The 24,963-nt window shown below is 54.7% G+C and carries 21 protein-coding genes; 13 read left to right on the top strand and 8 right to left on the bottom strand.

What is annotated here, in order from left to right; translation table 11 throughout:
- Positions 1 to 119: 119 nt before the first annotated feature.
- On the bottom strand, positions 120 to 893 hold the full coding sequence (locus tag M1D70_RS28950; protein WP_456288578.1) for an alpha/beta hydrolase: 774 nt from the start codon (positions 891 to 893) through the stop codon (positions 120 to 122).
- A gap of 129 nt (positions 894 to 1,022) precedes the next feature.
- Positions 1,023 to 1,154, bottom strand: coding sequence for a hypothetical protein (locus M1D70_RS28945; protein WP_456288577.1), 132 nt, complete (start codon positions 1,152 to 1,154; stop codon positions 1,023 to 1,025).
- Positions 1,155 to 1,309: 155 nt separating this feature from the next.
- Between M1D70_RS28945 and M1D70_RS28940 the strand changes: the two genes are divergently transcribed.
- Together M1D70_RS28940 and M1D70_RS28935 are read left to right on the top strand one after the other, a co-directional pair.
- Positions 1,310 to 2,038 carry a polymer-forming cytoskeletal protein gene (locus M1D70_RS28940; RefSeq protein WP_375121452.1) on the top strand — a complete coding sequence of 243 codons (729 nt, stop codon included), beginning with the start codon at positions 1,310 to 1,312 and terminating at the stop codon, positions 2,036 to 2,038.
- Between the two features lie 58 nt (positions 2,039 to 2,096).
- Positions 2,097 to 2,837, top strand: coding sequence for a hypothetical protein (locus tag M1D70_RS28935; RefSeq protein WP_456288576.1), 741 nt, complete (start codon positions 2,097 to 2,099; stop codon positions 2,835 to 2,837).
- Positions 2,838 to 2,910: 73 nt separating this feature from the next.
- On the opposite strand, the gene M1D70_RS28930 is transcribed toward M1D70_RS28935, so the two are convergent.
- Positions 2,911 to 4,347 carry a VanW family protein gene (locus M1D70_RS28930; RefSeq protein ID WP_009594227.1) on the bottom strand — a complete coding sequence of 479 codons (1,437 nt, stop codon included), beginning with the start codon at positions 4,345 to 4,347 and terminating at the stop codon, positions 2,911 to 2,913.
- A gap of 206 nt (positions 4,348 to 4,553) precedes the next feature.
- On the opposite strand from M1D70_RS28930, the gene ftsE reads away from it, so the two are divergent.
- The 5 genes from ftsE (at position 4,554) to M1D70_RS28905 (ending at position 10,452) form a co-directional block, all read left to right on the top strand.
- Entirely contained in the window at positions 4,554 to 5,240 is a 687-nt protein-coding gene (gene ftsE / locus M1D70_RS28925) for a cell division ATP-binding protein FtsE (protein WP_015737694.1), read from the top strand.
- A complete protein-coding gene (gene ftsX, locus M1D70_RS28920) occupies positions 5,230 to 6,138 on the top strand; it encodes a permease-like cell division protein FtsX (RefSeq protein WP_119846194.1) in 909 nt (302 codons plus the stop codon). The genes ftsE and ftsX overlap by 11 nt, the downstream gene beginning before the upstream one ends.
- A gap of 27 nt (positions 6,139 to 6,165) precedes the next feature.
- On the top strand, positions 6,166 to 7,434 hold the full coding sequence (locus M1D70_RS28915; protein ID WP_433941595.1) for a peptidoglycan DD-metalloendopeptidase family protein: 1,269 nt from the start codon (positions 6,166 to 6,168) through the stop codon (positions 7,432 to 7,434).
- Positions 7,435 to 7,564: 130 nt separating this feature from the next.
- Positions 7,565 to 9,037: a S41 family peptidase gene (locus M1D70_RS28910; RefSeq protein WP_009594249.1), complete on the top strand. Its 1,473-nt coding sequence runs from the start codon at positions 7,565 to 7,567 to the stop codon at positions 9,035 to 9,037.
- 92 nt (positions 9,038 to 9,129) lie between these two features.
- Positions 9,130 to 10,452: a PDZ domain-containing protein gene (locus tag M1D70_RS28905; RefSeq protein WP_456288575.1), complete on the top strand. Its 1,323-nt coding sequence runs from the start codon at positions 9,130 to 9,132 to the stop codon at positions 10,450 to 10,452.
- Positions 10,453 to 10,532: 80 nt separating this feature from the next.
- Here the strand turns inward: M1D70_RS28905 and M1D70_RS28900 are convergent, their stop codons facing one another.
- Both M1D70_RS28900 and M1D70_RS28895 read right to left on the bottom strand, forming a co-directional pair.
- On the bottom strand, positions 10,533 to 11,183 hold the full coding sequence (locus M1D70_RS28900; RefSeq protein WP_192570434.1) for a response regulator: 651 nt from the start codon (positions 11,181 to 11,183) through the stop codon (positions 10,533 to 10,535).
- 48 nt (positions 11,184 to 11,231) lie between these two features.
- Positions 11,232 to 12,392, bottom strand: a complete 1,161-nt coding sequence (locus tag M1D70_RS28895) for a sensor histidine kinase (RefSeq protein ID WP_456288574.1) — start codon at positions 12,390 to 12,392, stop codon at positions 11,232 to 11,234.
- Positions 12,393 to 12,553: 161 nt separating this feature from the next.
- Between M1D70_RS28895 and M1D70_RS28890 the strand changes: the two genes are divergently transcribed.
- The 3 genes from M1D70_RS28890 to M1D70_RS28880 are packed head-to-tail and all read left to right on the top strand — an operon-like array spanning position 12,554 to position 15,907.
- Complete coding sequence (locus tag M1D70_RS28890) at positions 12,554 to 13,522, top strand: ABC transporter ATP-binding protein (protein WP_456288573.1); 969 nt, start codon at positions 12,554 to 12,556, stop codon at positions 13,520 to 13,522.
- Positions 13,523 to 13,569: 47 nt separating this feature from the next.
- Positions 13,570 to 14,751 (top strand): ABC transporter permease, encoded by a 1,182-nt coding sequence (locus tag M1D70_RS28885; protein WP_456288572.1) that lies wholly within the window; start codon positions 13,570 to 13,572, stop codon positions 14,749 to 14,751.
- Entirely contained in the window at positions 14,744 to 15,907 is a 1,164-nt protein-coding gene (locus tag M1D70_RS28880; RefSeq protein WP_456288571.1) for an ABC transporter permease, read from the top strand. The genes M1D70_RS28885 and M1D70_RS28880 overlap by 8 nt, the downstream gene beginning before the upstream one ends.
- Here M1D70_RS28880 and M1D70_RS28875 read toward each other — a convergent pair.
- The 3 genes from M1D70_RS28875 to M1D70_RS28865 all read right to left on the bottom strand — a co-directional run bounded on the left by M1D70_RS28875 (position 15,904) and on the right by M1D70_RS28865 (position 17,770).
- On the bottom strand, positions 15,904 to 16,062 hold the full coding sequence (locus M1D70_RS28875; RefSeq protein ID WP_456288570.1) for a hypothetical protein: 159 nt from the start codon (positions 16,060 to 16,062) through the stop codon (positions 15,904 to 15,906). The two genes, M1D70_RS28880 and M1D70_RS28875, sit on opposite strands and share 4 nt — an antisense overlap.
- 114 nt (positions 16,063 to 16,176) lie before the next feature.
- Positions 16,177 to 16,992: a flagellar motor protein MotB gene (locus M1D70_RS28870; protein WP_456288569.1), complete on the bottom strand. Its 816-nt coding sequence runs from the start codon at positions 16,990 to 16,992 to the stop codon at positions 16,177 to 16,179.
- Positions 16,976 to 17,770, bottom strand: a complete 795-nt coding sequence (locus tag M1D70_RS28865) for a flagellar motor protein (protein ID WP_009594287.1) — start codon at positions 17,768 to 17,770, stop codon at positions 16,976 to 16,978. The genes M1D70_RS28870 and M1D70_RS28865 overlap by 17 nt, the downstream gene beginning before the upstream one ends.
- A 304-nt stretch (positions 17,771 to 18,074) precedes the next feature.
- On the opposite strand from M1D70_RS28865, the gene uvrB reads away from it, so the two are divergent.
- The 3 genes from uvrB (at position 18,075) to M1D70_RS28850 (ending at position 24,946) form a co-directional block, all read left to right on the top strand.
- On the top strand, positions 18,075 to 20,066 hold the full coding sequence (uvrB, locus tag M1D70_RS28860; RefSeq protein ID WP_145039219.1) for an excinuclease ABC subunit UvrB: 1,992 nt from the start codon (positions 18,075 to 18,077) through the stop codon (positions 20,064 to 20,066).
- 100 nt (positions 20,067 to 20,166) lie between these two features.
- The gene (gene uvrA, locus M1D70_RS28855) at positions 20,167 to 23,034 is read left to right on the top strand and encodes an excinuclease ABC subunit UvrA (protein WP_009594289.1); all 2,868 of its coding nucleotides are present in this window, start codon (positions 20,167 to 20,169) and stop codon (positions 23,032 to 23,034) included.
- Positions 23,035 to 23,368: 334 nt separating this feature from the next.
- The gene (locus M1D70_RS28850; protein WP_456288568.1) at positions 23,369 to 24,946 is read left to right on the top strand and encodes an S-layer homology domain-containing protein; all 1,578 of its coding nucleotides are present in this window, start codon (positions 23,369 to 23,371) and stop codon (positions 24,944 to 24,946) included.
- Positions 24,947 to 24,963: the final 17 nt, after the last annotated feature.

Below are 24,963 nucleotides of genomic sequence, written 5' to 3'. Positions count from 1 at the left end.
GAGATCCGTTGAATGAGGGATTGCCTAAAATCCTCTCACGATGAGAAGTACACCCAGTACATCCCATGGAACCGGGAATGTGCCGCCGGCACGTTCATGGCGTGCATATTATGGGTTCATCAGGCTTTCAACGGAAGCCATTTCAGAACATCCTGGATGTGGGTATCCCAATATCCCCAATCATGACCGCCCGGCCCTTCCTGATACGTGAGATCCAGGGAGGTTGCTTCGCAGGCTTTGCGGAACGCTTGATTGTCTTGGTGGAGGAAGTCTTCCGTTCCGCAGCATTGATACAGCAGCGGTTTCGGTCCCTCCGAGCGGTCCACTTCCTGAAGCAGCCACAACAGGTCATTGTCGGTGCCGGTAATGTCCCGATCTCCGTAGACTAAACGATGCTCAAACAAAGCCTCGTTCCTATTAATATGACCCGCCATGTCGAGCGCGCCCGACAGGCTGGCAGCAGCGGCGAAGGATTCGGGACAGCGAAGGGCAAGCTTGAACGCCCCGTAGCCGCCCATGGACAACCCGGCGACGAAGTTATCTTCCCTCGCGTGGGATAACGGGAAGAAGGAACGGGCGATGGCCGGCAGCTCCTGGCTGATAAAGGTCCAGTATTTGCCGCCGTATTCCATGTCGGTATAGAAGCTGCGATGCACTTGCGGCATAACGACGGCAATGCCCATCTCGGCCACGTAGCGTTCGATGGAGGTTCTGCGCAGCCAGATGGAATCGTCGTCGGACAGGCCGTGCAGAAGGAAGAGCGTCGGATGCAGACCGCTTTTGGCATGATTCGTCATGCCGATTTGTGAAGAGGTTTGCTGAGGGAGAATGACGGTCATGGACGTGCTGAGACCGAGCACCTCCGAGTAAAAGTGACATTGCATAAGAGCCATGGATTATGTATCCCCTTTCATTTTTGGAAATGAGAGATCAAAATGACGAGCCTATTAGGATCATATCACAATCGATCTCCCTTGCTCCAAGTAAATCTAAGTCATCGTCTGCGGCGGGCGAGAATGGATTTAAAGTCTGCTGCGTTCGGAAGCTTCGCCATTCTCCAGGAGCATAAAGGCGGTCAGCGACCGAATTGAATCGGATGGAATGAATCGTGCATAAAACGCCTCGGTCTTCAGACCGAGGCGAGGTTCAGCCATCGGGCTGTTCTATGATGCGCTGCGTTGTGTTATCTTAGAGGGAGATTATGGCTCCATCTGGTGGAGGATTCAATAGCATGGATTTAGAAGTTCAGCGAATGTCCAGTTAAGATATAGCATGATGATCCTATTAGTGAATCTGGAGGAGTATGCTCATGATACCACATGACGATAAACTGTCCGATCTGAAGATTACGGGAACCGGCAGCTCAAGCGGCGGCCAATACGGCAAGGTGCGAATCGATGGTGCCGGTCAGGTGAATGGAGATCTGGACTGCCGGGAATTAACAGGCAACGGAACGATGAGTTTGAACGGCGACGTCGCTGCCGACAAGATTCGCGTGAACGGTTCGGGAACCGTTAAGGGGACGGTGGACGCGGAGGAGCTGCATGTAGCCGGCAGCCTGAGCGTGAAGAGAGGCGTGCGCAGCCGGTCCATTTTTATCGGGGGGCATTGCAGCATTCACGGTGATTCCGAATCGAAGAGGCTTGATGTAACCGGAAACCTGAGAAGCCATGGTGACGTGCGGAGTGAAACGGCCACGTTTCATGGGGGCTTCAAGATCGATGGCCGCCTGCATGTAGGAACAGCGGATATTCGGCTGTTGGGCCGCTGCCTTGCGCAGGAAATCGTCGGAGACCGGATCACGATCCGCAAAAAAGGAAAGCGTCTCTGGGAGATGCTGTCCCTGCCATTACGGGGAACGCGGCTGGAGGCACGCATTATTGAGGGCGATGTCCTGGATCTAGAGTATGTCGAAGCCGATATCGTTCGCGGCAACCGGGTGATTCTCGGCCCAGGTTGCGAGATTCGGCAAGTGGAATACCGGGATGAATTGACGCAGCACCCGGAAGCCCAGGTTAGAGCATCCCGGCGGTTTTAAGGGCGACATCGGGTCAAGCATCCGGGCATAGGCCGAATAGATGCAAGGAGGCAGCGATATGGTGCATAACGGAACAGTCGTAGAAAGACCCGGTGTTTCCATAACGGGTGACGGTGTCGTTGGCGGCGGTATTATCGGCAAGCTTCGGATAAACGGTGAAGGCGTCATTCATGGCGACACGGATTGCCATCTGCTACGCTGCAACGGGAGCGCGGTCATAAACGGAAGCCTGCTCGGAAGGCAGGCTAGAGTGAACGGCCATGTGAAGGTGTCTCATCATGTCCAGATGGAGCACGTCCGGGTGAATGGAAGCTTGGATGCCGGCGGAAGCGTTAGGATCAGCCGCATCGGAATCAATGGCGGCTTGAGCACGGGAGCCGATCTGTTCGCGGTCAAAGGCGTCGTGAACGGTACCTTGGATGTTGGCGGCAACCTGGAAGCCGAAGAGATGACGGTCCGCGGCATACTACGCGTGAGCGGGTCCGTGATAGCTCGGGAATTGACGCTGAGGCTCGTTACGCAAGCCTCGCGCGTCAACGAACTCCGAAGCCGCTCGGTCTTCGTAGCACCAACGTTGCTGGCCAAATGGTTCCGTTCCTCCCGGATCGGATATCTGAACGCCGAGCTGATTGAAGGCGAGGATATCACGCTGGAGAATACGAGAGCGGCCATGGTCAGGGGCAGGAAAGTCCATATCGGAAAGGGCTGCTCGATCGGCAGGGTGGAATATACAGAGACGTTCAGCGCAGATGCCCAGGCAGAAATCGGAAGCTATTATAAAATCGATGCACGGCATTAAAATAACGGCAAGGAAAACAGCCCGTATTCGCGATTCGATTCGCGAATACGGGCTGTTTCGTGTCAGCTTCGATTTACGGAGCGCTGATACCGTCCTCGACGACTTCCTCTTTGGGCATTTCATTCGCATCCGGCAGCGGGACCTCGTTGGTCGGATTGATGGCAACGATGCTGTTCTGGGGACGGTAGGTATCCTTGGATATTTTCACGTTCTCCACGACCTTCCCGTTCACTTTCTTGGTTCGATAGGTTTCTACCACATAACCTGGTTTTCCGTTCTGAACCACCTGCTTCAATCCCGGCGGCAGCGAGTTGTTGTGGATGACCTTTTCCGGGGACGGCAAGGTTTCGATCGTAGTGGATACCAGCTCGTATTCCGTATTCTCCGGGAAGGTGCCGAACATCTTCAGCGTTAAATTGCCGTGCGATACCTCGGACAGGATAAGCAGATGCTTGCCCGTATTGTTTCGGAAGCGAAAGTTGATCGCCCCTTCGGCAAAGGTGGCGTCCTGCCCCTTGGGCAAATAGCTGACCGGAAGGGAATGATTCCGCCTTTCGGTGATCTCGAGCCCCATCAGCAGGGCGGCATGATACACCGTGCTGGATACCTGGCAGATCCCGCCCCCGATACCAGGCACCAGCTTGCCGTTCACGATGACGGGAGCCTCTTTGAAACCGTACTCCTTCTTCGCAACATCTATGATATGAGCATAATTGAACTCATCGCCGGGCTTCAGAATCATGCCGTCCACGGCTTTGGCGGCAGCGGTCACGTTATGTACGCGTCCGGGCCCGCTGGATCCGAGACCGGTGGAGAATTCAATGATTTTTCGCTCAATGCCCTCGTCCTGCAGCGACTTTACGGTAACGGGAGGCTTTTGGCGGATAAGAGGCAGCTGCACCGCAATAGCTTCTTCAGGATTCGGTTCCATGAAGTGGGACTCGTTCGGAAGCGCGGCGCTGAACCCTTCATAGAACGCAGCCCAATCGATGCGGTAAGCGGTTTTCTCCGGGGTATACCGGACCACATCGTCATCGGAAATGCTTCGTACCGCATTGACAGGCTCTCCAAAGCGTTCTTTTTGCCAGTCTTCGTTTAACCGCTCTTTCAATACGTCGCGATCCCACTCCGTGGATATATGCCATTCCAGCTGAAACTGCCGCCGGTAAAGAACCTGTTCCCATAGCGATCCTTCGGACAGCTTGGCGATGGCTTCCTTGAATTCGGCTGCGCTGAACCGAACGCCGGCTTCTTGGAGACTGAAGCTTTCCGTGTGCCCTTTCAGGGCCTCCGACTCCAGCGTCACCTTGATGCTTGTGATGGCTTGAAGCCGCTGTTCCAGCTCGGACAAAACCTCGTCGGCGGGCTGCCCCCCTACCTGCCAGCCGGAGAGAACCATTCCCTTCGGCAGCTCCTTTTGGTTCGCGTACATCGTCAATAAACCGAAACCGACGGAGAGGAGAAGAGCGAAACTGATGACAATGATGAGACCGAGATGAATTTTTTTCATTCGAAACCACCTTCTTAACTTCGTATTGGCCGCAGTTCATGCACTTGTTCATGTATATGTCACGGTGGGCTTAAACTTTCGGGTACTCAAAAGGTAACAAATTTGTTACAATAGACGATGTCGTGAGGATTTTTCTTGGATTTTAAAGGAATTCGATGGAAACTGTCGAAAGTATAATGGCTAATTATGGATTGGGAAGTGATGAAGTGATCGAAATGCAGGACGTATGGAAGACTTATCCGAGCGGCGCCCATGCGCTTCAAGGAGTTTCCGTTACCATTAACCGCAATGAATTCGTGTATGTTGTCGGACCGTCGGGTGCCGGCAAATCGACATTCATGAAACTTATCTATAGAGAAGAAGTGCCGACCAAAGGCCAAATTTCTGTTAACGGATTTAATATCGGGAAGCTGAAGCAGCGCAAAATCCCCTATGTTCGCCGAAATATCGGGGTTATTTTTCAGGACTATCGCCTGCTTCCCAAGCTGACTGCTTACGAAAATGTAGCTTTTGCCATGGAGGTTATCGAAGCGCCGCAGCGTCTCATCAAGAGACGGGTTATGGAGGTGCTGGATCTGGTTGGTCTGAAAGCCAAGGCGAACCGCGAGCCATCCCAGCTCTCCGGCGGGGAGCAGCAGCGGATCGCCATCGCCAGGGCGATCGTGAACAACCCGTCCGTCATTATTGCGGACGAGCCTACGGGCAACCTGGACCCCGAAACCTCATGGGGCATCATGCAGCTGCTGGACGAAATCAATTTCAGGGGAACCACCATCGTGATGGCTACCCACAACAGGGATATCGTGAACACGATGCGTAAGCGCGTACTTGCGATTGAGCACGGACAGATCGTCCGCGACCAGCAGAGAGGAGAGTACGGGTATGAATTTTAGAACCTTCTTGCGGCACTTGCGGGAAGGGGCGAAGAGCGTTTTCCGGAATGGATGGATGTCGGTCGCATCGATTACGTCCATCGTGGTGTCATTATTTATACTGGGCGTTTTCATGCTGTTAGTCATGAATGTGAACGCATTAGCCGATAAAGCAGATAGCAATGTGCAAATCAATACGTACTTGAATCTCAATGTGGACGAGAAGCTGCGCGAAACCGTCAAAGGCGAGATCGAGGCCATGCCGGAAGTCAGCGCCATCAAATTCGTGTCCAAGGAAGAGGGCATGAAGGAGCTTGAAGAAAGCCTCGGCTCCGAATGGGTGGAAGGCTTCAGCGAAGCGGACCAGAATCCGCTACCGGACGCATTCGAGGTTTCCGTCATCGAACCGACCACGGTCGGCTTTGTTGCCGACAAGATTACCGCGCTGAACGAGAAGTATGCGGAAGAGCCGATCCTGCGCGTCAAGTACGGGGAGGGCACGGTAGAAACCTTGTTCAAGATTACGAAAACGGTGCGGAATATCGGCTTTATTTTCGTTGCGGGACTCGGCTTGATGTCCATGTTTCTGATTTCGAACACCATTCGGGTAACGATTTTGGCCCGTCGCCGCGAGATCGGCATCATGAAGCTTGTCGGCGCGACCAACAACTTCATTCGCTGGCCGTTCTTCGTGGAAGGAGCCATGATCGGCCTCCTGGGCTCGATCATTACGGTTACGCTGCTGTTTATAGGCTACAATCGCCTGTACGCCGCGTCGCAAACGGATTTGACGCTGGCGCAGAGCCTGATTCCATTGGGAGATCTGTGGCTGCTGCTCGGGACCATCATCGTGGCCCTTGGCATTGTCATTGGCATTTGGGGCAGCACCATGTCGATACGTAAATTTTTGAAAGTATAAAACAAGGTAAAGGATGGGGAGCGAAACTTGAAGAAAATCGCCGCAGGAGTAGCAGCCTTATTACTGGCCACTGTTATGATCCAACCGACCGTCGGACAAGCCGAGAAGAAGACCGCAGCCGATGTAGACAAAGAGCTGAGGGTGCTTCAGGAGCAGGTCAAGAAAGCGCGTGCGCAGAAGAGCAAGGCAGCGGATGATAAACAAGAAGCCCAGCATTATAAGAATAAAACGACGAAGAACCTGAAACTTGTGATGGAGCAAATCAGTATCGTCAGCAATGAATTGACCAAGATTTCCGTCAAGATCGAGGAGACGGAGGATTTGCTGAGAACAACGACCAAGGAGCTTGAAGCAGCGGAGGAGCGCATCGCATCCCGAGAGAAGCTGTTGGAATCCCGGATTCGCCTCATCTATATGGATGGGCAAGTATCGTATCTGGATGTGCTGCTCTCCGCAACCAGCTTCAGCGATTTTATTGAGCGTGCCGATTCCTTGAAGACCATCGTCGACCAGGACCAGGATTTGCTGGTGCAGCATAAGCAGGACAAGCTGCTGGTTATCGACAAGAAGAAAGAGCTTGAGGGGCAATATGCGACCGCCAAGGACCTGTACGGCCAGATGGAGGACCGCAAGAGCATCCTCAACGAGAAGGAACAGGAGAAGCGCGTTCTGCTGGCCCAGTACGATCAAGATATCGAGGATGCGGACATCCTGACCGAAGAGCAGGATAAAATGCTGGTTGCCCTGGCAAGCAAGCGTTCGGACCTGCAGAAGGAAAAGAATAAGCTTGCTGCCGAAGAAGCGGCCCGTAAAGCGGCGGCTGCCAAAGCGGCTGCGGCGAAGAGAGCGAAGGCGACAACCCTCGGCGGCAGCAAAGGCGGCGGCGGGTATACCGGCAACGGCGGACCGTTTGCGATACCGGTCTCCGGGGCCAGACTCTCCTCCGGTTACGGACCGCGCGTCCATCCGGTAACGGGCGAGGTTGGCAAGATGCACACGGGTCAGGATTTCGCCGTTCCGCAAGGGACAGAGATCCGGGCAGCCGAGAGCGGCACGGTCATCTTGGCCGAGTGGTGGAGCGGTTACGGAAACTGTGTTATTGTTGATCATGGGGGCGGCGTATGGACCTTGTATGGGCATATCCGCAACGGCGGCATTAAAGTCAGCGAAGGCGACAAGGTGTCCAGAGGGCAGAAGATTGCCGAAGTAGGCTCCACGGGTCAGAGCACGGGACCGCATCTCCATTTTGAGGTTCGGGTCAACGGATCGCCAGTGAATCCATCGCCTTATCTGTAACAGAAATGATGACGCAAGCCATATAACCTTCAATACCGCTGTATAAATATTCCCGGCAAGCCAATCATATACTAGGTGGACGGGATTCCCCTGTGTGTAGCAGTTGAAACGTACAAAGGCGGTGAAGTACTTGCTGAAAAAACGAACGGCTGTCTTTCTGGTCATCGCTGCCATGCTGTGCGGCGGACTGTTAACGATGGCTTTGACCCAGCTGCCTGCTCCTAGTCAGACCGGAGACGGCGGCGAGGGATTGCTGGCCAGCATCGCGAACAGGAATGGACTGGAGCAGTCTGAAGCGAAGAAACTGGGGACAGCGATTGACCTCATCGAAAGCAATTATTACAAGGATATCGATCGGTCGAAGCTGATCGACGGCGCTATCAACGGGATGATGGAAGCGCTGGAAGATCCGTATTCCAACTATATGGGCAAAGAAACGGCGGCCCAGTTTGAAGAAAGCATTGAGGGCTCCTTCACGGGGATTGGCGCGGAAGTGTCCTCCGTTGACGGCAGCGTCGTCGTTGTATCCCCGATCAAGGGATCGCCTGCGGATAAAGCCGGCATTCGGGCCAAGGATACCATCCTTTCCGTCAATGGCGAATCCTTGCAGGGCCTTGAGCTGAATGCGGCCGTTAACAAGATTCGCGGTCCGAAGGGCTCCAAGGCCGTTCTTCAGATCAAGCGGGCAGGGTCCGAGCAGCCGATCGAGTATGTAATCGTTCGGGATGACGTCGATCTGGAAACCGTGTCGGCACGGATGGAGAAGGGCGGAATCGGCGTTATCGAGATTTCCCAATTCTCGCTGAATACGGGCGAACGCTTTAAGGAAGAGCTCAAGAAGCTGGAAAGCCAAGGCATGAAGGGACTGCTGATCGACGTCCGGAACAATCCCGGCGGCGTGCTGTCCGTTGTCATCGACATTGCAGAGCAGTTCGTGCCTAAAGGCGAGCTGATCGTTCAGGTCGAAGACAAGGATAAGAAGCGGGAGAAGCATCCTTCGGGTGGCGTGGCCAAATCGTACCCGATTACGGTGCTGATGAACAAGGGCAGCGCCAGCGCTTCCGAGATTTTGGCAGGCGCATTGCAGCAGTCCGCCGGAGCTACCCTGATGGGCGAGCACTCCTTCGGAAAAGGGACCGTGCAAACGAGCTTTGACAAGCAGTTTGGCGACGGAAGCCTGCTCAAGGTGACCATTGCGAAATGGCTGACGCCAAACGGCACCTGGATCCATGAGAAGGGAATCGAGCCGGATATTAAGGTGTCGCAGCCTGAATACTTTACCGTTGCGCCGATCGATAAGAAGAAAACCTATGCGTACGACACGAACAGCACGGATGTGAAGAACGCGCAGATTATGCTTGAAGCGGTTGGTTACGCGGCAGGACGCACGGATGGTTACTTCGACCGGAATACGGAGAAGGCGGTCAAGAGCTTCCAGAGCAAGCACAAGCTGAAAGCGGACGGCATCATTAACAGCGCTACAGCCGAGGCATTGGAAGCGGCATTGATCGAGAAGATTCAGGATCCGAAAGAGGATAACCAAATGAATCGCGGAATTGCCGAGGTTCGGAAGGAAATCGCCGCTAAGGCGTCGAACAAGTAAGAAGGCTGAACGGTAGCCTTCTTTTTTCTTTGGAGATATCAGAAAGCGTGAACTTCGAAGCATCTTGGAACCGAAAGGAGCGTGGCAAGCCGTTGGAGACATTGAAACAACTGCTGATGTATGGGATAGATGCAGGCATACAACTGCTGACGCAGCCCTTTTATTATATTTCGATTTTGTTTGTCATGCTGTTTTACCGAAGGCAGGTGTTGGTGGAGCGCAAGCTGTTCCATGTGAAGCTGCATTCCTGGGGATTGCAGACCTGGCGTACGTTTCTGGGGGGACTGGCGGCAGGCATCGGCGTGTCCATCGTGGTGGCCTTCTTGGGGATATCATTAAGCTTGGAAGCCATTATATGCATATGGGTGACTTCGCTGATCCTGATGCTGTTTCATATCCGGTACTTATGCTTTGCCTATTCCATCGGTCTGCTCGGGATCATTCAGTTTGTGTTGGGCTGGTTTCCGAATTGGCAGCCGGAAGGCTGGATTCATCAGGTAACGGCAACCATCCTTGGTTTGGACATTCCGGCCTTGCTGGCGTTGTCCGCCGTTCTGCATTTTGCTGAAGCTTTGCTGGTAAGGGTACAAGGGTCGGGATTTGCCACACCGCTGTTCCTGGAGGGCAAGCGCGGCAAGCTTGTCGGCGGCTATCATATGCAGAGCTTCTGGCCGCTGCCGTTGTTCCTGCTCGTTCCGGCGGTTGGCGGGGGCAGCGTGCTTCCGTGGACGCCGTTTTTCGGCGGCGATGCCTGGAGTGCGGGCTTTACTATGATGGCACTCCCGGTCGTGATCGGCTTCGGTGAGATGACGCAGAGCATGCTCCCGCAGGAGAAGGCAGGGATTACGTCGAAGCGTCTCATATTCTATGGGGCGATTGTGCTGGCATTGAGCCTGCTGGCCGAGTGGTGGTCGCCGCTTACCATTGCGGCCGCATTAGCGGCGCTGCTGCTGCATGAGGGCTTGGTATGGTACAGCAGATACGAGGAACAGCAGCGCAGCCCGATGTTTGTGCATCCGGTACGCGGATTACGCGTTCTCGCCGTGCTGCCGGACAGTCCGGCAAGCGAGCTCGGCATTTTGGCAGGGGAGACGATCCTCAAGGTGAACGGTAAGCTGATTCACAGCAAGGAGCAGTTGCACAGCGCCTTGCGCCAGAATCCGGCCTTCTGCAAGCTGGAGGTTCAGAACCATCAAGGGGAGAGCAAATTTCTGCAGCGCGCGATTTACGCAGGGGATCATCATCAGCTGGGTGCTATCGTGGCGCCCGACCCTAGGGATGGCATCGCGGTGGGGTTGAAGCCGGTAAGCTTGATCACGCTGCTGGCGAATAAACTTCATATTCGCAGCAAGCGGGGGGCTACCAGCAGCAAGACGTCCGGCGGTTCCGAAGAAGCCGGATTCCCTTCATCGTGATACGGCAAACGGGCCTTTGTCCAATATGGACAAGGGCCCGTTTTTTAGCTTCATTCCGTTATGTAAAGGATAAGCGGGGACTAGCCCTGTACCTTTTTTAAATAAAAGATAGCGATTTGCGTCCGGTCCCGAAGATTCAGCTTGCCCAGAATATCGGTGACGTAGTTTTTGACGGTGCCTTCGCTTAGGTAAAGCTGCGCGGCAATTTCCTTATTGGACAGGCCCTCCGCGATAAGGGCGACGACCTTTTTCTCGGCAGGGGTGAGCCCGAACTGTTCCAACTCAGCGGATCTCGGGACTGGCTGCGGGGTTGGACGAAGCATGCCGGTCAGCTTGCGGGCGATATCGGGATGTATCAGCATGTTACCGTCATGCACCGTTTTGATCCCCTGGATGATGCGATCGGGCGGAATGTTCTTCAGCAGATAACCGCTGGCCCCGTTCCGCAGCGCCTCCACGATATAATCATCGTCATCGAAGGTAGTCAGCATCAACACCCGTACATCAGGGTATCGCTCGCGAATACGCCGGGTTCCTTCCACGCCGTCGCATACCGGCATCCGGATGTCCATGAGCACGACGTCGGCATGAAGTCCGTCCATCAATAACGATAGAGCCTCCTCCCCGTGTTCCGCGACAGCCGATACTTCGATATCCGGATCCATCCCCACCAACAGTTTCAAGCTTTCCCGAATGAACGGGTCATCATCTGCAATCAATACGGATATCATGGATAGCCACGATCCTTTCTATAAATTAGGGTGCTGCCGTCATGTCAGTTACATAATCTCGCGCTTCCGGTAGACAGGCAGCCGGGTGATGACGGTAAAAGGCACGGATTTTCTTACCTCCAGCGTTCCTCCTACCACTTTGGTTCGCTCGAGCATGCCGCTTATCCCGATGCCATGGCGGTCTGCCGCAGCGATCGGGTTCGCCTCCTCTTGGACCGTTCCATCGTTGGAGACCTCCATTCGAACTTCCTCGTCTCCGTACTGGAGAGAAATTTGGACCTGCTTGGCCTCGCCGTGGCGTATGGCGTTGGTGATGGCTTCGCGGGCATTTTTGTATAATACCACCTGTTGGCTTGGATAAAGCGGATAAGGAACCCCCTGCAGCACAAGCTCGGTCTCGATTCCGGTCTCCCTGCCGGTCTCCTCCAGCAGCCGATCCAGGGAATAATCGTCCGTGATCCGCCTTGACGGATTCATCTGTTTCACGGCGGTCCGCATCTGCTCCATGCTCTCCCCCAGCTGGTCGCGGATTTGGTGAAGCATATCCATGCCCCGGACGGCATCCTGCGGCACGATATGAAGAGCGGCTTCCATCATCATTTTGACGCGAATCAGCCGATGGCCGATATCGTCATGCAGCTGGCGGGAGATGCGGTTACGCTCCTCGGCCTGGGCCGCGCTTTCCACCTGATGGGCGAACTGCAGCAGCTGCCTGCCTGCCTCGTCCTGCTGGAAATGCAGTCTTTTCAGGTCGTCGTATAAATGAATGTGATCCAATTCCTTCTGGTTCATTTCATGGATGCGGTGGAACGTCACAGCCAAGAACAGAAACAGCAGATTGGCTGTCGTATGCAGCAGCGCATCGTAACCGGTAATCGCGATGTTGAGCAGTGCAAGGTGACCGAATGACAGCCACAGCCTGCCAGGTCGCTCGAACAAGGGCAAATAGACGCATAGGGAGGATATGGACAGGAATACCATCATGAAGCCGTATTGGTGGCATAGCCATAGGGACAACGGGATTTCCAGCAGTATGGCTGCTTTCCGGTAAGCAGGCGAAGGCAGGAAGCGGCTCAGCACCGCAATCGCCAGAAATAGCAGGATGTACACCATATACTCCCCGTAATCGTCGAGCCGCTGCAAAAAGATGTCCGCTGCGGCGGGCAGGAGAATGAGGCCGTACCTGAGATAGGCAAGTGGAGATGTCACGTGCGATCCAACCCTTTTCCATTGTGAAGTCAAACCGTTCAAACGATTGGCTTCATTATAGCACATGGATGTTTTCGGCAAGGAGATGACTTTCGTCACCCTATAAGGTGACTTCCTCTACCTTAAAAATCCGGCGATTCCAGATAGAATGTAATCAACAGATGGATACGAGGGAAATGGAGATGATGATGATGACGGTCTTTCTGGAGATGAAGGATGTCGTAAAACGATATGGTAGCAAGCTGTCGGTGGATCATATGAATCTGGAAGTGCACGAAGGCGAGATTTTTGGATTATTGGGACCGAACGGAGCTGGCAAGAGCACGTCCATCAATATGATCTGCGGCCTTCTGGCGAAGGATCAGGGCATCATCAAAGTAGACGGTATCTCCATCGAGGAGCAGCCGCTGGAAGTGAAACGGAGAATTGGGCTGGTGCCCCAGGATCTGGCGCTGTACGAAGAGATGCCGGCCTGGGACAATGTCGCTTTTTTCGCGAAATTGTACGGGCTGCGCGGCCAGCTGCTGAAGGAGCGGGTGGAGGAGGCGCTGGCGTTTGTCGGCCTGCAGGATCGGGCGAAAGAAAGGCCGTCCACCTTCTCCGGGGGGATGAAACGAAGACTGAATATTGCATGCTCGATTACGCATCGTCCGAAGCTGATTATTATGGATGAGCCGACGGTGGGGATTGATCCGCAGTCCCGGAATCATATCCTGGAATCGGTGAAGACGTTGAACCGCATGGGTTCTACCGTTATTTATACAAGTCATTACATGGAGGAAGTTGCCGCGATTAGCGACCGGGTGGCCATCATGGATCAAGGTCATGTTATCGCCTGCGGGACGCAGCAGGAGCTTCGGGCACGCGTGGCGCATGAGGAAAAAATCATTCTTACTGCTGATGGGATCACACCGGATCTGGTGGAGGAACTGACCATTCACCCGCGCGTTAGGCGCGTCGCGCAGAATGATAACGAGGTCGAGGTCTATGTACCGTCAGCTCAGGATGAGCTGCAGGATATTTTATTCATTTGCAGTAAACACCATACAACGCTTCGCTCTCTGCAGTGCGAGGAGCCGGGGCTTGAAACGCTGTTTCTCAGCCTGACCGGACGAACGCTTCGCGATTGATCATAACGGACACGAGCAGAGGAATCCATGAAGGAGGAATACCGAAGATGAATACGATGATTATCGCCTGGTTCGAGCTGAAGCGGATGGCCACCAGCCGATCGGTGCTGATCAACCAATTTTTGCTGCCGCTGATCCTTATTTTCATATTGGGAAACGCGCTGTCGGGCTGGTTTGGTAATGATCAGGAATTTAAACAGCCATCGGTCCGCGTGGGGTTGGTGTTAGATGCCGAGGCTGGAGGACAGCTGCCGGGGAGCATGCAGGCACTGACCGGCTTGCCGGAAATTCAGGACCTATTGGAACCTGAGGTGGTATCCAGCCGCGAAGAAGCCGAAGAAAAGCTGCGCCGGGGCGAGGTCGATTACGCGGTGGTGGTTCCTGCTTCCTTTGATGAACGAATGAGCCAGGGAGCGGACGTGAAGCTTGAGCTGCTGCCTGGAAGAGACCGTGAACTAAACCTCGTGGCAGACACTGTCTTCAAGACCTTTATCGCCAATGCCAATCACAAACAGGCGGAGGTAGCCGTTATGGGCGGAGACCAAGTTCTTGCGGCCCAAGCGGCAGCGCCTGTCGATGCGTCGGACGGACCCAACGTTACGATCGGTCAGCTGAGCGAGAAAGGAGCGACGTACTCCGCAGCCCAATATTACGCAGCCTCCATGCTGATCATGTTCCTGTTGTATTCCGGCCTGATGGCCAGCAGCAGCCTGCTGGGCGAGCGGGAAAGCCGGACCCTGTATCGCTTGCAAAGCGCGCCCGTTAACCCCGGAACCGTGTTTGCCGGGAAAATTATCGGGTGCAGCCTGATCACGCTGGCACAGGCCGCCGCTATCGTCCTTGGATCCATGTGGCTGTACGGCGTCAAATGGGGGCCGCACCCCTTGCTGCTCATCATGGTCTGCGTATTGATCACGTTATCGTCCATGACCATAGCCACGTTCATTACCCTGGTCTCCTCAACGGCGGCAGGAGCCAGAGGGCTGATGCAGGCGATCATTATCGCCATGACGTTTGTCAGCGGAGGGTTCATGCCGCTGCCCGTGGAGTTCTTCCAGAAGCTCGGCGCCTTCACCGTTAACCATTGGGCAATGCAGAGCATGCTGCGGATGATGCTGGACAGCGACGTGCATTTGATTGTCACTTGCGTGGGCACGCTGGCGGCCATTACCGCGGCCCTGTCGGCTGCAGCCATGATTACGTACAGGAAGGTGGGATACCATGCATAGCTTAACCATTGCCTGGCATATGGTGAGACGCACGCTGGGACGAAAAAGAGGCTGGATCGTCTATCTGTTGGTTCCTTGCGTGGTCGTTACCTTGACGGTGTTCCTTCTGGGGCAGACCACGGCCGCGAGCATTCTGGTCTCTTACGTGAACGAGGATGATGGACCTGCAGGGCGGTACTTGATGAATGAACTGGAGCGAAGCGGCCAATACGTGCTCAAGGAGTCCGGGTCCGAGAATATGCTGAGGGAAGACCTGGTGGAGAATAAAAGCACGGTTGGCGTTTATATTCCGCAGGGGTTCAGCGACGGATTAATAGAAGGCCAACGGCCGGCGGTTAAAATATACGAAGTCTCCACCTCGGAGGCCTCGGTGATGATCCGAATGACGGCGGACTCCGCGGTTACGCGCCTAAGCGGTACGGCTGCCTTGATCCGGGAGACCTCGGAGCCGGACGCGGATCGTATGCCGGCGCTGCAAGAGGTGCTCAAGCAATCCGCGCTGAATCGGGTGGACACCGAAGTCACGGATTTGAATCTGTATGCGAAGCCGGGACTCTCGAACGTAACGGGATTTACCCTGATGTTCATGATGACCCTTATCTCCAGCGTGGTGTCGATGATGATTGATGACCGCAGGCAGCGAACGCTGTCCCGCATGTATACGGCGCCGGTGCGCGCCTATCAGATCGCTTTAGGTAATTTTCTGGGCAGCCTGGTGGTCGGCTCGCTGCAGGTGATCATCGTGCTCGTGCTCAGCCGGTATGTCCTTCGCTACGATTACGGAGTTCCGTTCATGCTGCATTTCCTTATTCTGATGGCCTTCATGCTCGTATCGTTAGGCGTGGCAAGCACGGTCGCCGGGCTGATCCGGAATGGGCAAAATGCGGCCATGATCAATTCCATGATCGTCACGCCGACCTGCATGCTGGGCGGGTGCTTCTGGCCGCTTGCCATCATGCCGGAGTTCATGCAGAAGATCGCTAATTTCATCCCGCAAAAATGGGCCATTGAGGCGGTGGAGACCGCGGCTACCGGAGGCACGTTATCCGATATCGCACTGCCGCTGGCCGTGCTGGGCCTGATGGCGGTCATTCTGCTGGCCGTCGGTTCCGCTGTGCTGCGGCCGAGCGAGAGCGGGGTTGGGCACGGCGCTTAAAATATTCGCTCCAGGATTCCTCCGTAAAAAGCTCTTGAAGCTTCGATCGGAAGTTGGATATCGAATTTGCCGTAAACCTTGCGACGCTCAGGAATGCCGTCAGTGATCGAACCAGTGTTTATATATGCAAAAGCGCCCGCCAGATCTGAATCCATGCCGATTCAGTCTGCCGGGCGCTTACTCGTTTTATGCGGATGTATTACGTGTATTATGGATTGCATTCAAACGCATAGCTTGGGAGTACATTTGTCGGTCATTGCGGTAATCGCCTACTCCTTCAGCTGCCGCAACACCGTGATTTCAACTCGGCGGTTCTTCTGCTTGCCTTCGGCGGTCGCGTTGTCCGCGGCCGGCCTCGTATCGGCATAGCCTGCATACTGGAAGCCTCCCGGGTCCAGCTTGCTGTGCTCCAGGAAGAATCGCAGTACTGACATCGCCCGGGCGCCGGAGAGCTCCCAGTTGTCCTTGTAGCTGGAGTAGCGGCCGATCGGCACGTTGTCCGTATGCCCCTCGATGCTCACCGTGGTGTTTAAATCGCCGAACAGGCTGGCTAATTTGCCCAGAACCGGAGCGGCTCCAGGTTTAAGCTCGGCCTTGCCGACATCGAACAGGAAGCGGTCGCTTAACGTAATGGCAATCCCCTGCGGCTCGTCCGAGATGAAGATGTCCTCTTCGAGCTGGTTATCCTTCACGTATTTCTGAATTAGCCCCATAAAGTTCGCCAGCTCTTCCTCCTGGGCACGGAAAGCGAGCTCGCGCTCGGTTAGGGGTTCTTGCCCTGTATCCTTGTCCTCGCCTTCCTCATCGGCAGCAGGCTTCGGCGGAGGATTCTTATGGTTCTCCGTATCGGCAGTGCCGGTAATCCCCGAGCCCATCTCCAGGATGCTGTCCCCGCTCTGGAAGGTAGCCTGCAGGGATTGGGTGACGAGCTTGTATTTTTCCGTGTCGAGCCGGCTCATGGCATACATCACAACAAAAAAGATCAGAAGCAGCGTAATCAGGTCGGCATAAGTAATCATCCAGCGGTCGCGCTGTTCGCCTTCGGCCTGTTTGCGCTGACGCCGCCGTCTATTCGGCTGTCTCATGCGCGATCCCCCTTGAGGACGGAATGTCCGTGGTGCCTGCGGAAGCGAAGGAGGCTAGCTTTTTGCGAACCAACAGCGGGTGCTCTCCGTTCTGAACGGCCATGATTCCTTCGAGCAGCAGCTCCATTTTTACAATTTCTTCTTCGGAACGTGCTTTAATCTTGGACGCAATGGGCAAAAAGATAATATTGGCACTTGCGACGCCGTATAAAGTGGCGGTAAACGCGACAGCGATGGACGGGCCGAGACCGGTCGGGTCCTGCAGGCTGCCCAGCACGTGGATCAATCCCATGACGGTACCGATGATCCCCATGGTAGGGGCATAACCCCCGGCGGACTCGAAAATTTTGGCATAGCCTTCGTGCTTCTGCTCGGCGGCATTGATATCGAGCTCCAGGATTTGACGCACCATTTCCGGGTCGTTGCCGTCCACGACCATCTGCATGCCTTCCCGCAGGAACGGATCCTCGTGTTCGGCCGAGATGCGCTCGAGCGCCAGCACCCCGTCTCTTCTGGCCGTTACCGACATATCGACGATGGCATCAATCAGCTCGTCCGACGAACGGTTGCTGCGGCCGAAGGCCAGCTTGAGCGCAGCGGGGATCGTGCGGAGCCGGGTGGCGGGGAAACTGACGATGACGGCGGCGATGGTCCCGCCGAATACGATGAGCGCAGCCGCGCCTTGCAGCAGGCCGCTCAGATGCCCGCCTTCCCATAAAAACCCTCCGATCAACGCGGCCAGACCGGCGAGAATGCCAAGAATAATCGTAATATCCATAACGCTGTATCATCTCCTTAAGGAAGTTAATTAAGATCATCGATTTCGTATGTTGCCAGTTCGACATGAACGATGAAGGCTCCCGAAGTCGTGGAAGCCGGGGACTTAAACATTTGCCCTGGAACTTATTGAAATTTTCATTAAACTGTTTGCATCAAAAAAACGTAAAGGGTATAATGAGACGGGAACAAATATTCTTATTCCTTACGCAGACACCACTAATTTCCCATAGTATATCATCGGGAAGTTTCGACATATCTTTTAGCATGAATTTCATTTTAGAGTATGAGGGTGATGAAGGGCAATGAGCGATTTAGTTGTCAGTACCAAATCCTTTGAGATCCAGTCTGAATTCCAGCCGCAGGGCGATCAGCCCACGGCTATTGATGCGTTGGTCGAAGGACTCCGCCAAGGGAAAAAACATCAGACGCTGCTAGGTGCAACAGGAACGGGTAAGACGTTTACGATCGCGCAGACAATCGCCAAGGTAAACCGTCCCACACTCGTCATCGCGCACAACAAGACGCTGGCTGCGCAGCTGGCCAGCGAGTTTAAGGAATTCTTCCCGAACAACTCGGTGGATTATTTCGTGAGTTATTACGATTACTATCAGCCGGAAGCCTACATTCCTTCCTCTGATACGTATATCGAGAAGGATTCCAGCATTAATGAAGAGATCGATAAGCTTCGCCACTCCGCCACGAGCTCGCTGTTCGAACGGCGCGACGTCATCATCGTGGCAAGCGTATCCTGCATATACGGTTTGGGTTCGCCGCACGAGTACGGGGAAATGCTGCTTTCGCTCCGGGTAGGCATGGAGAAGCCGCGCAACGAGATTCTGTCGCGGCTGGTCGATATCCAATACCAGCGGAACGATATCAACTTCGTGCGCGGCACGTTCCGCGTGCGCGGAGATGTCGTCGAGATCTTCCCGGCCTCGAAGGGAGAGCATGCCGTTCGCGTCGAGCTGTTCGGCGACGAAATCGAACGGATCACAGAGATCGATGTTTTGACGGGCGAGCTGGTTGGGGAACGCGAGCATATCGCCATCTTCCCGGCGTCTCACTTCGTCACCCGCGAAGAGACGATGCGGGTAGCGCTCGTGAATATCGAGCGCGAACTGGAAGAGCGCCTTGAACTGCTGCGCTCGGAAGGCAAGCTGCTGGAGGCTCAGCGACTGGAGCAGCGCACCCGTTACGACATCGAGATGATGAAGGAAGTCGGATTCTGCTCCGGGATCGAGAACTATTCGGGTCCCCTGACCTTCAGGGAGCCTGGGGCTACGCCATATACGCTTCTCGACTACTTCCCGGACGATATGCTGTTCGTCATTGACGAGTCGCACGTTACGCTGCCGCAAATCCGCGCGATGTACAACGGTGACCGGGCACGTAAAACGGTGCTGGTCGATCATGGCTTCCGCTTGCCGTCCGCGCTCGATAACCGGCCGCTGAAGTTCGAGGAATTCGAGGAGAAGGTGAACCAGATCATCTATGTATCGGCCACGCCGGGACCGTATGAGATGGAGCACTGCGATACGATGGTCGAACAGATCATCCGGCCGACAGGCCTGCTTGATCCGATCATCGACGTGCGCCCGACCGAAGGGCAGATCGATGACCTGATCGGCGAGATCCATGACCGCGTGGACCGGGACGAGCGCGTGCTCGTGACCACGCTCACGAAGAAAATGGCCGAGGATCTGACCGATTACCTGAAGGAAATCGGAATCAAGGTCCGTTACATGCACTCCGATATCAAGACGCTGGAGCGGATGCAGATCCTGCGCGATCTGCGGCTTGGTACATTCCACGTGCTGGTGGGTATTAACCTTCTACGGGAGGGACTCGACCTGCCGGAGGTTTCCCTCGTAGCGATTCTGGATGCGGACAAGGAAGGTTTCCTGCGCTCCGACCGCTCGCTTATCCAGACGATCGGACGGGCGGCCCGGAACTCGGAAGGCAAGGTTATCATGTACGGGGACAAGATCACCGATTCGATGGATCGGGCGATCAAGGAAACCGAGCGCCGCCGCAGCATCCAGGTTGCTTACAACGAGGAGCACGGCATCACGCCGCAGACGATCCGCAAGAAGGTCCGCGATGTCATCGAAGCGACGAAGGTCGCCGAGGGCAAGGCGGATTACCTGGCGGGCGAAGGACAGAAGATGTCGAAGAAAGAGCGTCAGAAGCTGATCCAACGCCTCGAGGCCGAGATGAAGGAAGCGGCGAAGAATTTGCAATTCGAGCGTGCGGCCGAGCTTCGTGACGCGCTGCTGGAACTGCAGGCCGAGTAATATGGAGAGACGAATGACAAGGGGGACGGCCTATGCGGTCGTTCTCTTTGTGAAATATAAGCACCACATGCATGCCATATGGAGTAGGAGATGATATCGTTTGGCCAGTGAAAAAATTGTGATCAAAGGCGCCCGCGCACACAATCTGAAAAATATCGACGTCACGATACCGCGTGACAAGTTTGTCGTTCTGACGGGGCTTAGCGGCTCGGGCAAATCCTCCCTCGCATTCGATACGATTTATGCCGAGGGGCAGCGCCGTTACGTGGAATCCTTATCCGCTTATGCGCGCCAATTCCTCGGACAGATGGAGAAGCCGGATGTCGATTCCATTGAAGGCCTGTCGCCGGCGATATCGATTGACCAGAAAACCACGAGCCGTAATCCGCGTTCGACGGTAGGCACCGTGACGGAAATTTACGATTATTTGCGTCTGCTGTTCGCCCGGGTCGGACACCCGCACTGTCCGGAGCATGGAGTGGAGATTACCTCCCAGACAGTCGAGCAAATGGTAGACCGCATCATGCAGTATCCCGAGAAGACGAGACTGCAAATTCTCGCCCCGGTCATTTCCGGCCGCAAGGGCGAGCACAAGAATCTGTTTGCCGACATTGCGAAGCAGGGCTTCGTTCGGGTGCGCGTCGATGGGGAGCTTCGCGATCTGTCGGAGAACATCGAGCTCGAGAAGAATAAAAAGCATACGATCGAGGTGGTTGTGGACCGGATCGTGGTGAAGGATGATATCGAAGCACGCCTCGCCGATTCGATCGAAACGGCATTGAACCTGTCAGGCGGCCAGCTCCTGGTCGATATCATGGGTCAGGAGGAGCTGCGGTTCAGCTCCAACTTTGCCTGTCCGATCTGCGGCTTCAGCATGGAAGAGCTGACGCCGAGAATGTTCTCCTTCAATACGCCATTCGGTGCTTGCCCGGATTGCGACGGCTTGGGCGTGGAGATGATCGTGGATCCCGAACTGCTTGTGCCGGATATGAGCAAAAGCGTCGAGGAAGGCGCCTTTGCCGCATGGAGCGGGGGTACCTCCACGTATTATCCGCAGTTTCTGAAATCGGTCTGCGCGCATTTCGGCATTCCGCTGGACAAGCCGGTCAGTACCTTTAGCCAGGAACAGATGAATAAACTGTTGTACGGCACGGGCAAAGAGAAGGTTCACTTCCGTTATGAGAATGACTTCGGTCAGCGGAAGGAAGCGCACGTCACCTTCGAGGGCATCATTCCGAATCTGGAACGCCGCTACCGCGATACGAACTCCGAGGGCATACGCGAATACATCGAAGGCTATATGAGCAGCAAGCCGTGCGATGTGTGCAAAGGCCATCGTCTCCGCAAGGAAAGCCTAGCCGTTACGATCAATGATCGCAACATGGCCTATGTTACCAGCTTGTCGATCGGAGAATCCCTGAAGTTCTTCGATCATCTGGAGCTTAGCGAGAAAGAAAAACAGATTGCCAATCTCATTCTGAAGGAGATTCACAGCCGCCTGGGCTTCCTGGTTAATGTCGGGCTGGATTACCTGACCCTCAGCCGTTCGGCGGGAACGCTGTCCGGCGGCGAAGCGCAGCGGATCCGGTTAGCCACGCAGATCGGGTCGAGCCTCATGGGCGTGCTGTACATTCTGGACGAGCCCAGCATCGGGCTGCATCAGCGGGATAACGACCGCCTGATCTCGACGCTGGAGCATATGCGGAATTTGGGCAACACGCTGATTGTGGTCGAGCATGACGAAGACACGATGATGGCTGCGGACTATATCATCGATATCGGTCCGGGCGCAGGCATTCATGGCGGCCAGGTCATTGCGGAAGGAACCCCGAAGGAGATTATGAACGACCCCAACTCGCTGACGGGCCAATACCTGAGCGGCCGTAAGTTCATTCCGGTCAGCAGCAAGCGCCGCAAGACCGATGGACGCTGGCTGGAGATTAAAGGCGCGAAGGAAAACAATCTGAAAAATATTAACGTGAAAATTCCGATTGGCGTGTTCACGGCGGTAACGGGCGTATCCGGATCCGGCAAGTCGACGCTGGTCAACGAGATCCTGTACAAGACGCTTGCTCGGGATTTGAACAGGGCGAAGGTACGTCCGGGGCAATACCGTGAAATGAAAGGTCTGGAGCACATCGAGAAGGTCATCGACATCGATCAGTCTCCGATCGGCCGTACGCCGCGTTCCAACCCTGCAACCTATACAGGCGTCTTCGACGATATCCGGGATATCTATTCCCAGACGAATGAAGCGAAGATTCGCGGATACAAGAAAGGCCGCTTCAGCTTTAACGTGAAGGGCGGACGCTGCGAGGCCTGCCGCGGAGACGGCATTATCAAGATTGAGATGCACTTCCTGCCGGATATCTACGTGCCTTGCGAAGTGTGCAAGGGCAAGCGTTACAACCGCGAAACGCTGGAAGTCAAATATAAAGGCAAGAACATCGCCGAAGTCCTGGAGATGACGGTGGAGAATGCAACGGACTTCTTCCAGAACATTCCGAAAATTCACCGTAAGATGCAGACGCTGATGGATGTGGGCCTGGGCTACATTACGCTGGGTCAGCCTGCCACCACGCTGTCCGGCGGCGAGGCGCAGCGCGTGAAGCTGGCTTCCGAGCTATACCGTCGCAGCACAGGCAAAACGATGTATATCCTGGATGAGCCGACCACCGGCCTGCACGTGGACGATATCGATCGTCTGCTCGTCGTGCTTCACCGCCTGGTGGAATCCGGGGAGTCCGTCCTCGTCATCGAGCATAATCTCGATGTCATTAAGACAGCGGACTATCTGATCGACCTGGGTCCGGAGGGCGGCAGCGGCGGCGGTACCATTATCGCTACGGGAACGCCTGAGGATCTGGTCAAGGTGCCAGAGTCTTATACAGGCAAATATCTGAAGCCGATTCTGGAACGCGATACGAAGCGAACCGAGGAATTGAACAAGGTGGAAGCAGCCCGCTAATAAACGTTAGCGGACGTAAAGTTGTTCTTTGTCGGCATAGGAATTGCCTGACCATGAAATGACCGCCTCGCGATTTTCAATCCCGGGGTTAGTAGAAAAAGGAGAGGAGTCCCTGGTGGAATTGCCAGGGACTCTTTTTTTGTGATGGTCGACAGCCATCGAAGCATGCCCCGGACCACGAGCCCTCCGGACAGGGAGCGGTGCGAGCAAGTCATTTAGAGAAACCTTCAAGGAATGCACCTATGTCCGGCGTTATTTTCATGCTATCCTCCAATATCTTCGCATTCCAGGATATGGTATGATCTTGGTGATTTCGTTAAAACGGAGGGATTGTATGAAGAGGATCACCTGTTCCATTCTGATCGTTTTGGCAGCAAGTGCTTTATACATAAACTCAACCGACGGCGTACAGGCAGAGGTAGGGGTACCCGTTTCGGATCGCGTGCAGGCAGAGATGGGAGTATCCGTTACGGATGTGGAACACTTCGATGCACAGGAAGCCCTTACCCGATTAAATAAAGGGTTCCTTCCCCTAGACGGGCAGGGGGAGTCTAGCTCGACAGAGGCTATAAGCCGGCAGGATTTTGTCATATTTATCGTCGAAACGTTAAACCTGAATGCGGATAGTCCTCCGGATGTCATTACCTTTAAGGATGTGCCTAAGGATCATTATGCCTTCACGGCGATCGAAACTGCGGTTCAGGAAGGGCTGGTAAAAGGGGTCGGCAGCGGGAGATTCGGGCTTGGATTGCCGCTGACGCGTCAGGATATGGCTATGCTGTATCAAAGAGCTCTGCAAGGGATTTCCGATAAGATCGAATCTGGCGCGGAACCTTCACAGCAGGACTTACAGGAGGGATCTTCCGGCAACGATGCCAAGGAAGCTATGGCACTGGCCTTGGAATTAGGACTGTTTCGGGTATCCGGCATTGACGGTTTGAACCCCAAGGGTATCGTCACTCGGGAAGAAGCTGTCTGGGCTACAGCCAAATGGCTGGAATCCGTGGAGTCAATCGATTTGAATATTGACGTGGGCGAAACGGAAACACCGCAGAAAAGTCCTCTTCCGGTCATTCATGGCGTCGTTGCTAATTCATCGGGATCAACCTCGGCAACTCCTGTTCATTCCGGACCAACGCAAGCTCCGACAGAGACGGGACCTTCAGCTACCGTATCGGAGGCTTTGCCAGCAACGGCACCATCAGCTCCTAATGATCTGAGGTTCCACCATGTGAAGGGGCAGGCTCAATTAAGCTGGACGCATCAGCAGGGCGTATCCTACAATATCTATTCCAGCGGACAATCGGGAGCGGGGTATGCCTTATTAGCTGGCGGAGCGAATGTGAACGCAGGTTCTTATGCCATATCGGATGTACGTTTCCAAGAGCCCTCTTACTATGTGATCGAGGCTGTGAACAGCGTCGGCAATAGCGGTTACTCTAACGAAGTTTCGAGCCGCCCGAATAAAGTATCCGGCCTTCAGGCCATCCTAAATGAGGAAGATGAATCCATTGCTTTAACCTGGTCAGATGCACAGGAAGGCGTAACCTATCATGTATACTACACAGGACCCGACGGAGCTGGGGCGCGTTTGAACGATGAACCGTTAGAGAGTCCGGCCTATCTCATTCCGAATCTCCATATGCTGGCAGGTCTGCCCGGCCGGTATACGATCCATGTGTTCGCCGTGAACGAATGGCATATCCGCAGCGAACCGTCCAACGAGGTTGTTTTAAATGTCAAAAAGGACCCTAAGGATCGGATCACGATCATGGATCCTTCCGTGGCTTTGCCAAGCGAGGATCTGGCGGAGGAGGCGGTAACCGAGCAGGAGTCGGCTTCAGAGGAAGCAGAGGTGCAGGAGGAGTATGAGGATCCCTTTCTCGATCCAACCCGGGTACCTCTCGGATAACGGAACAACCTGTGCAA

The sequence above is a fragment of the Paenibacillus sp. AK002 genome (assembly GCF_053903045.1).
This window is presented reverse-complemented; position numbering and strand designations above follow the sequence as displayed.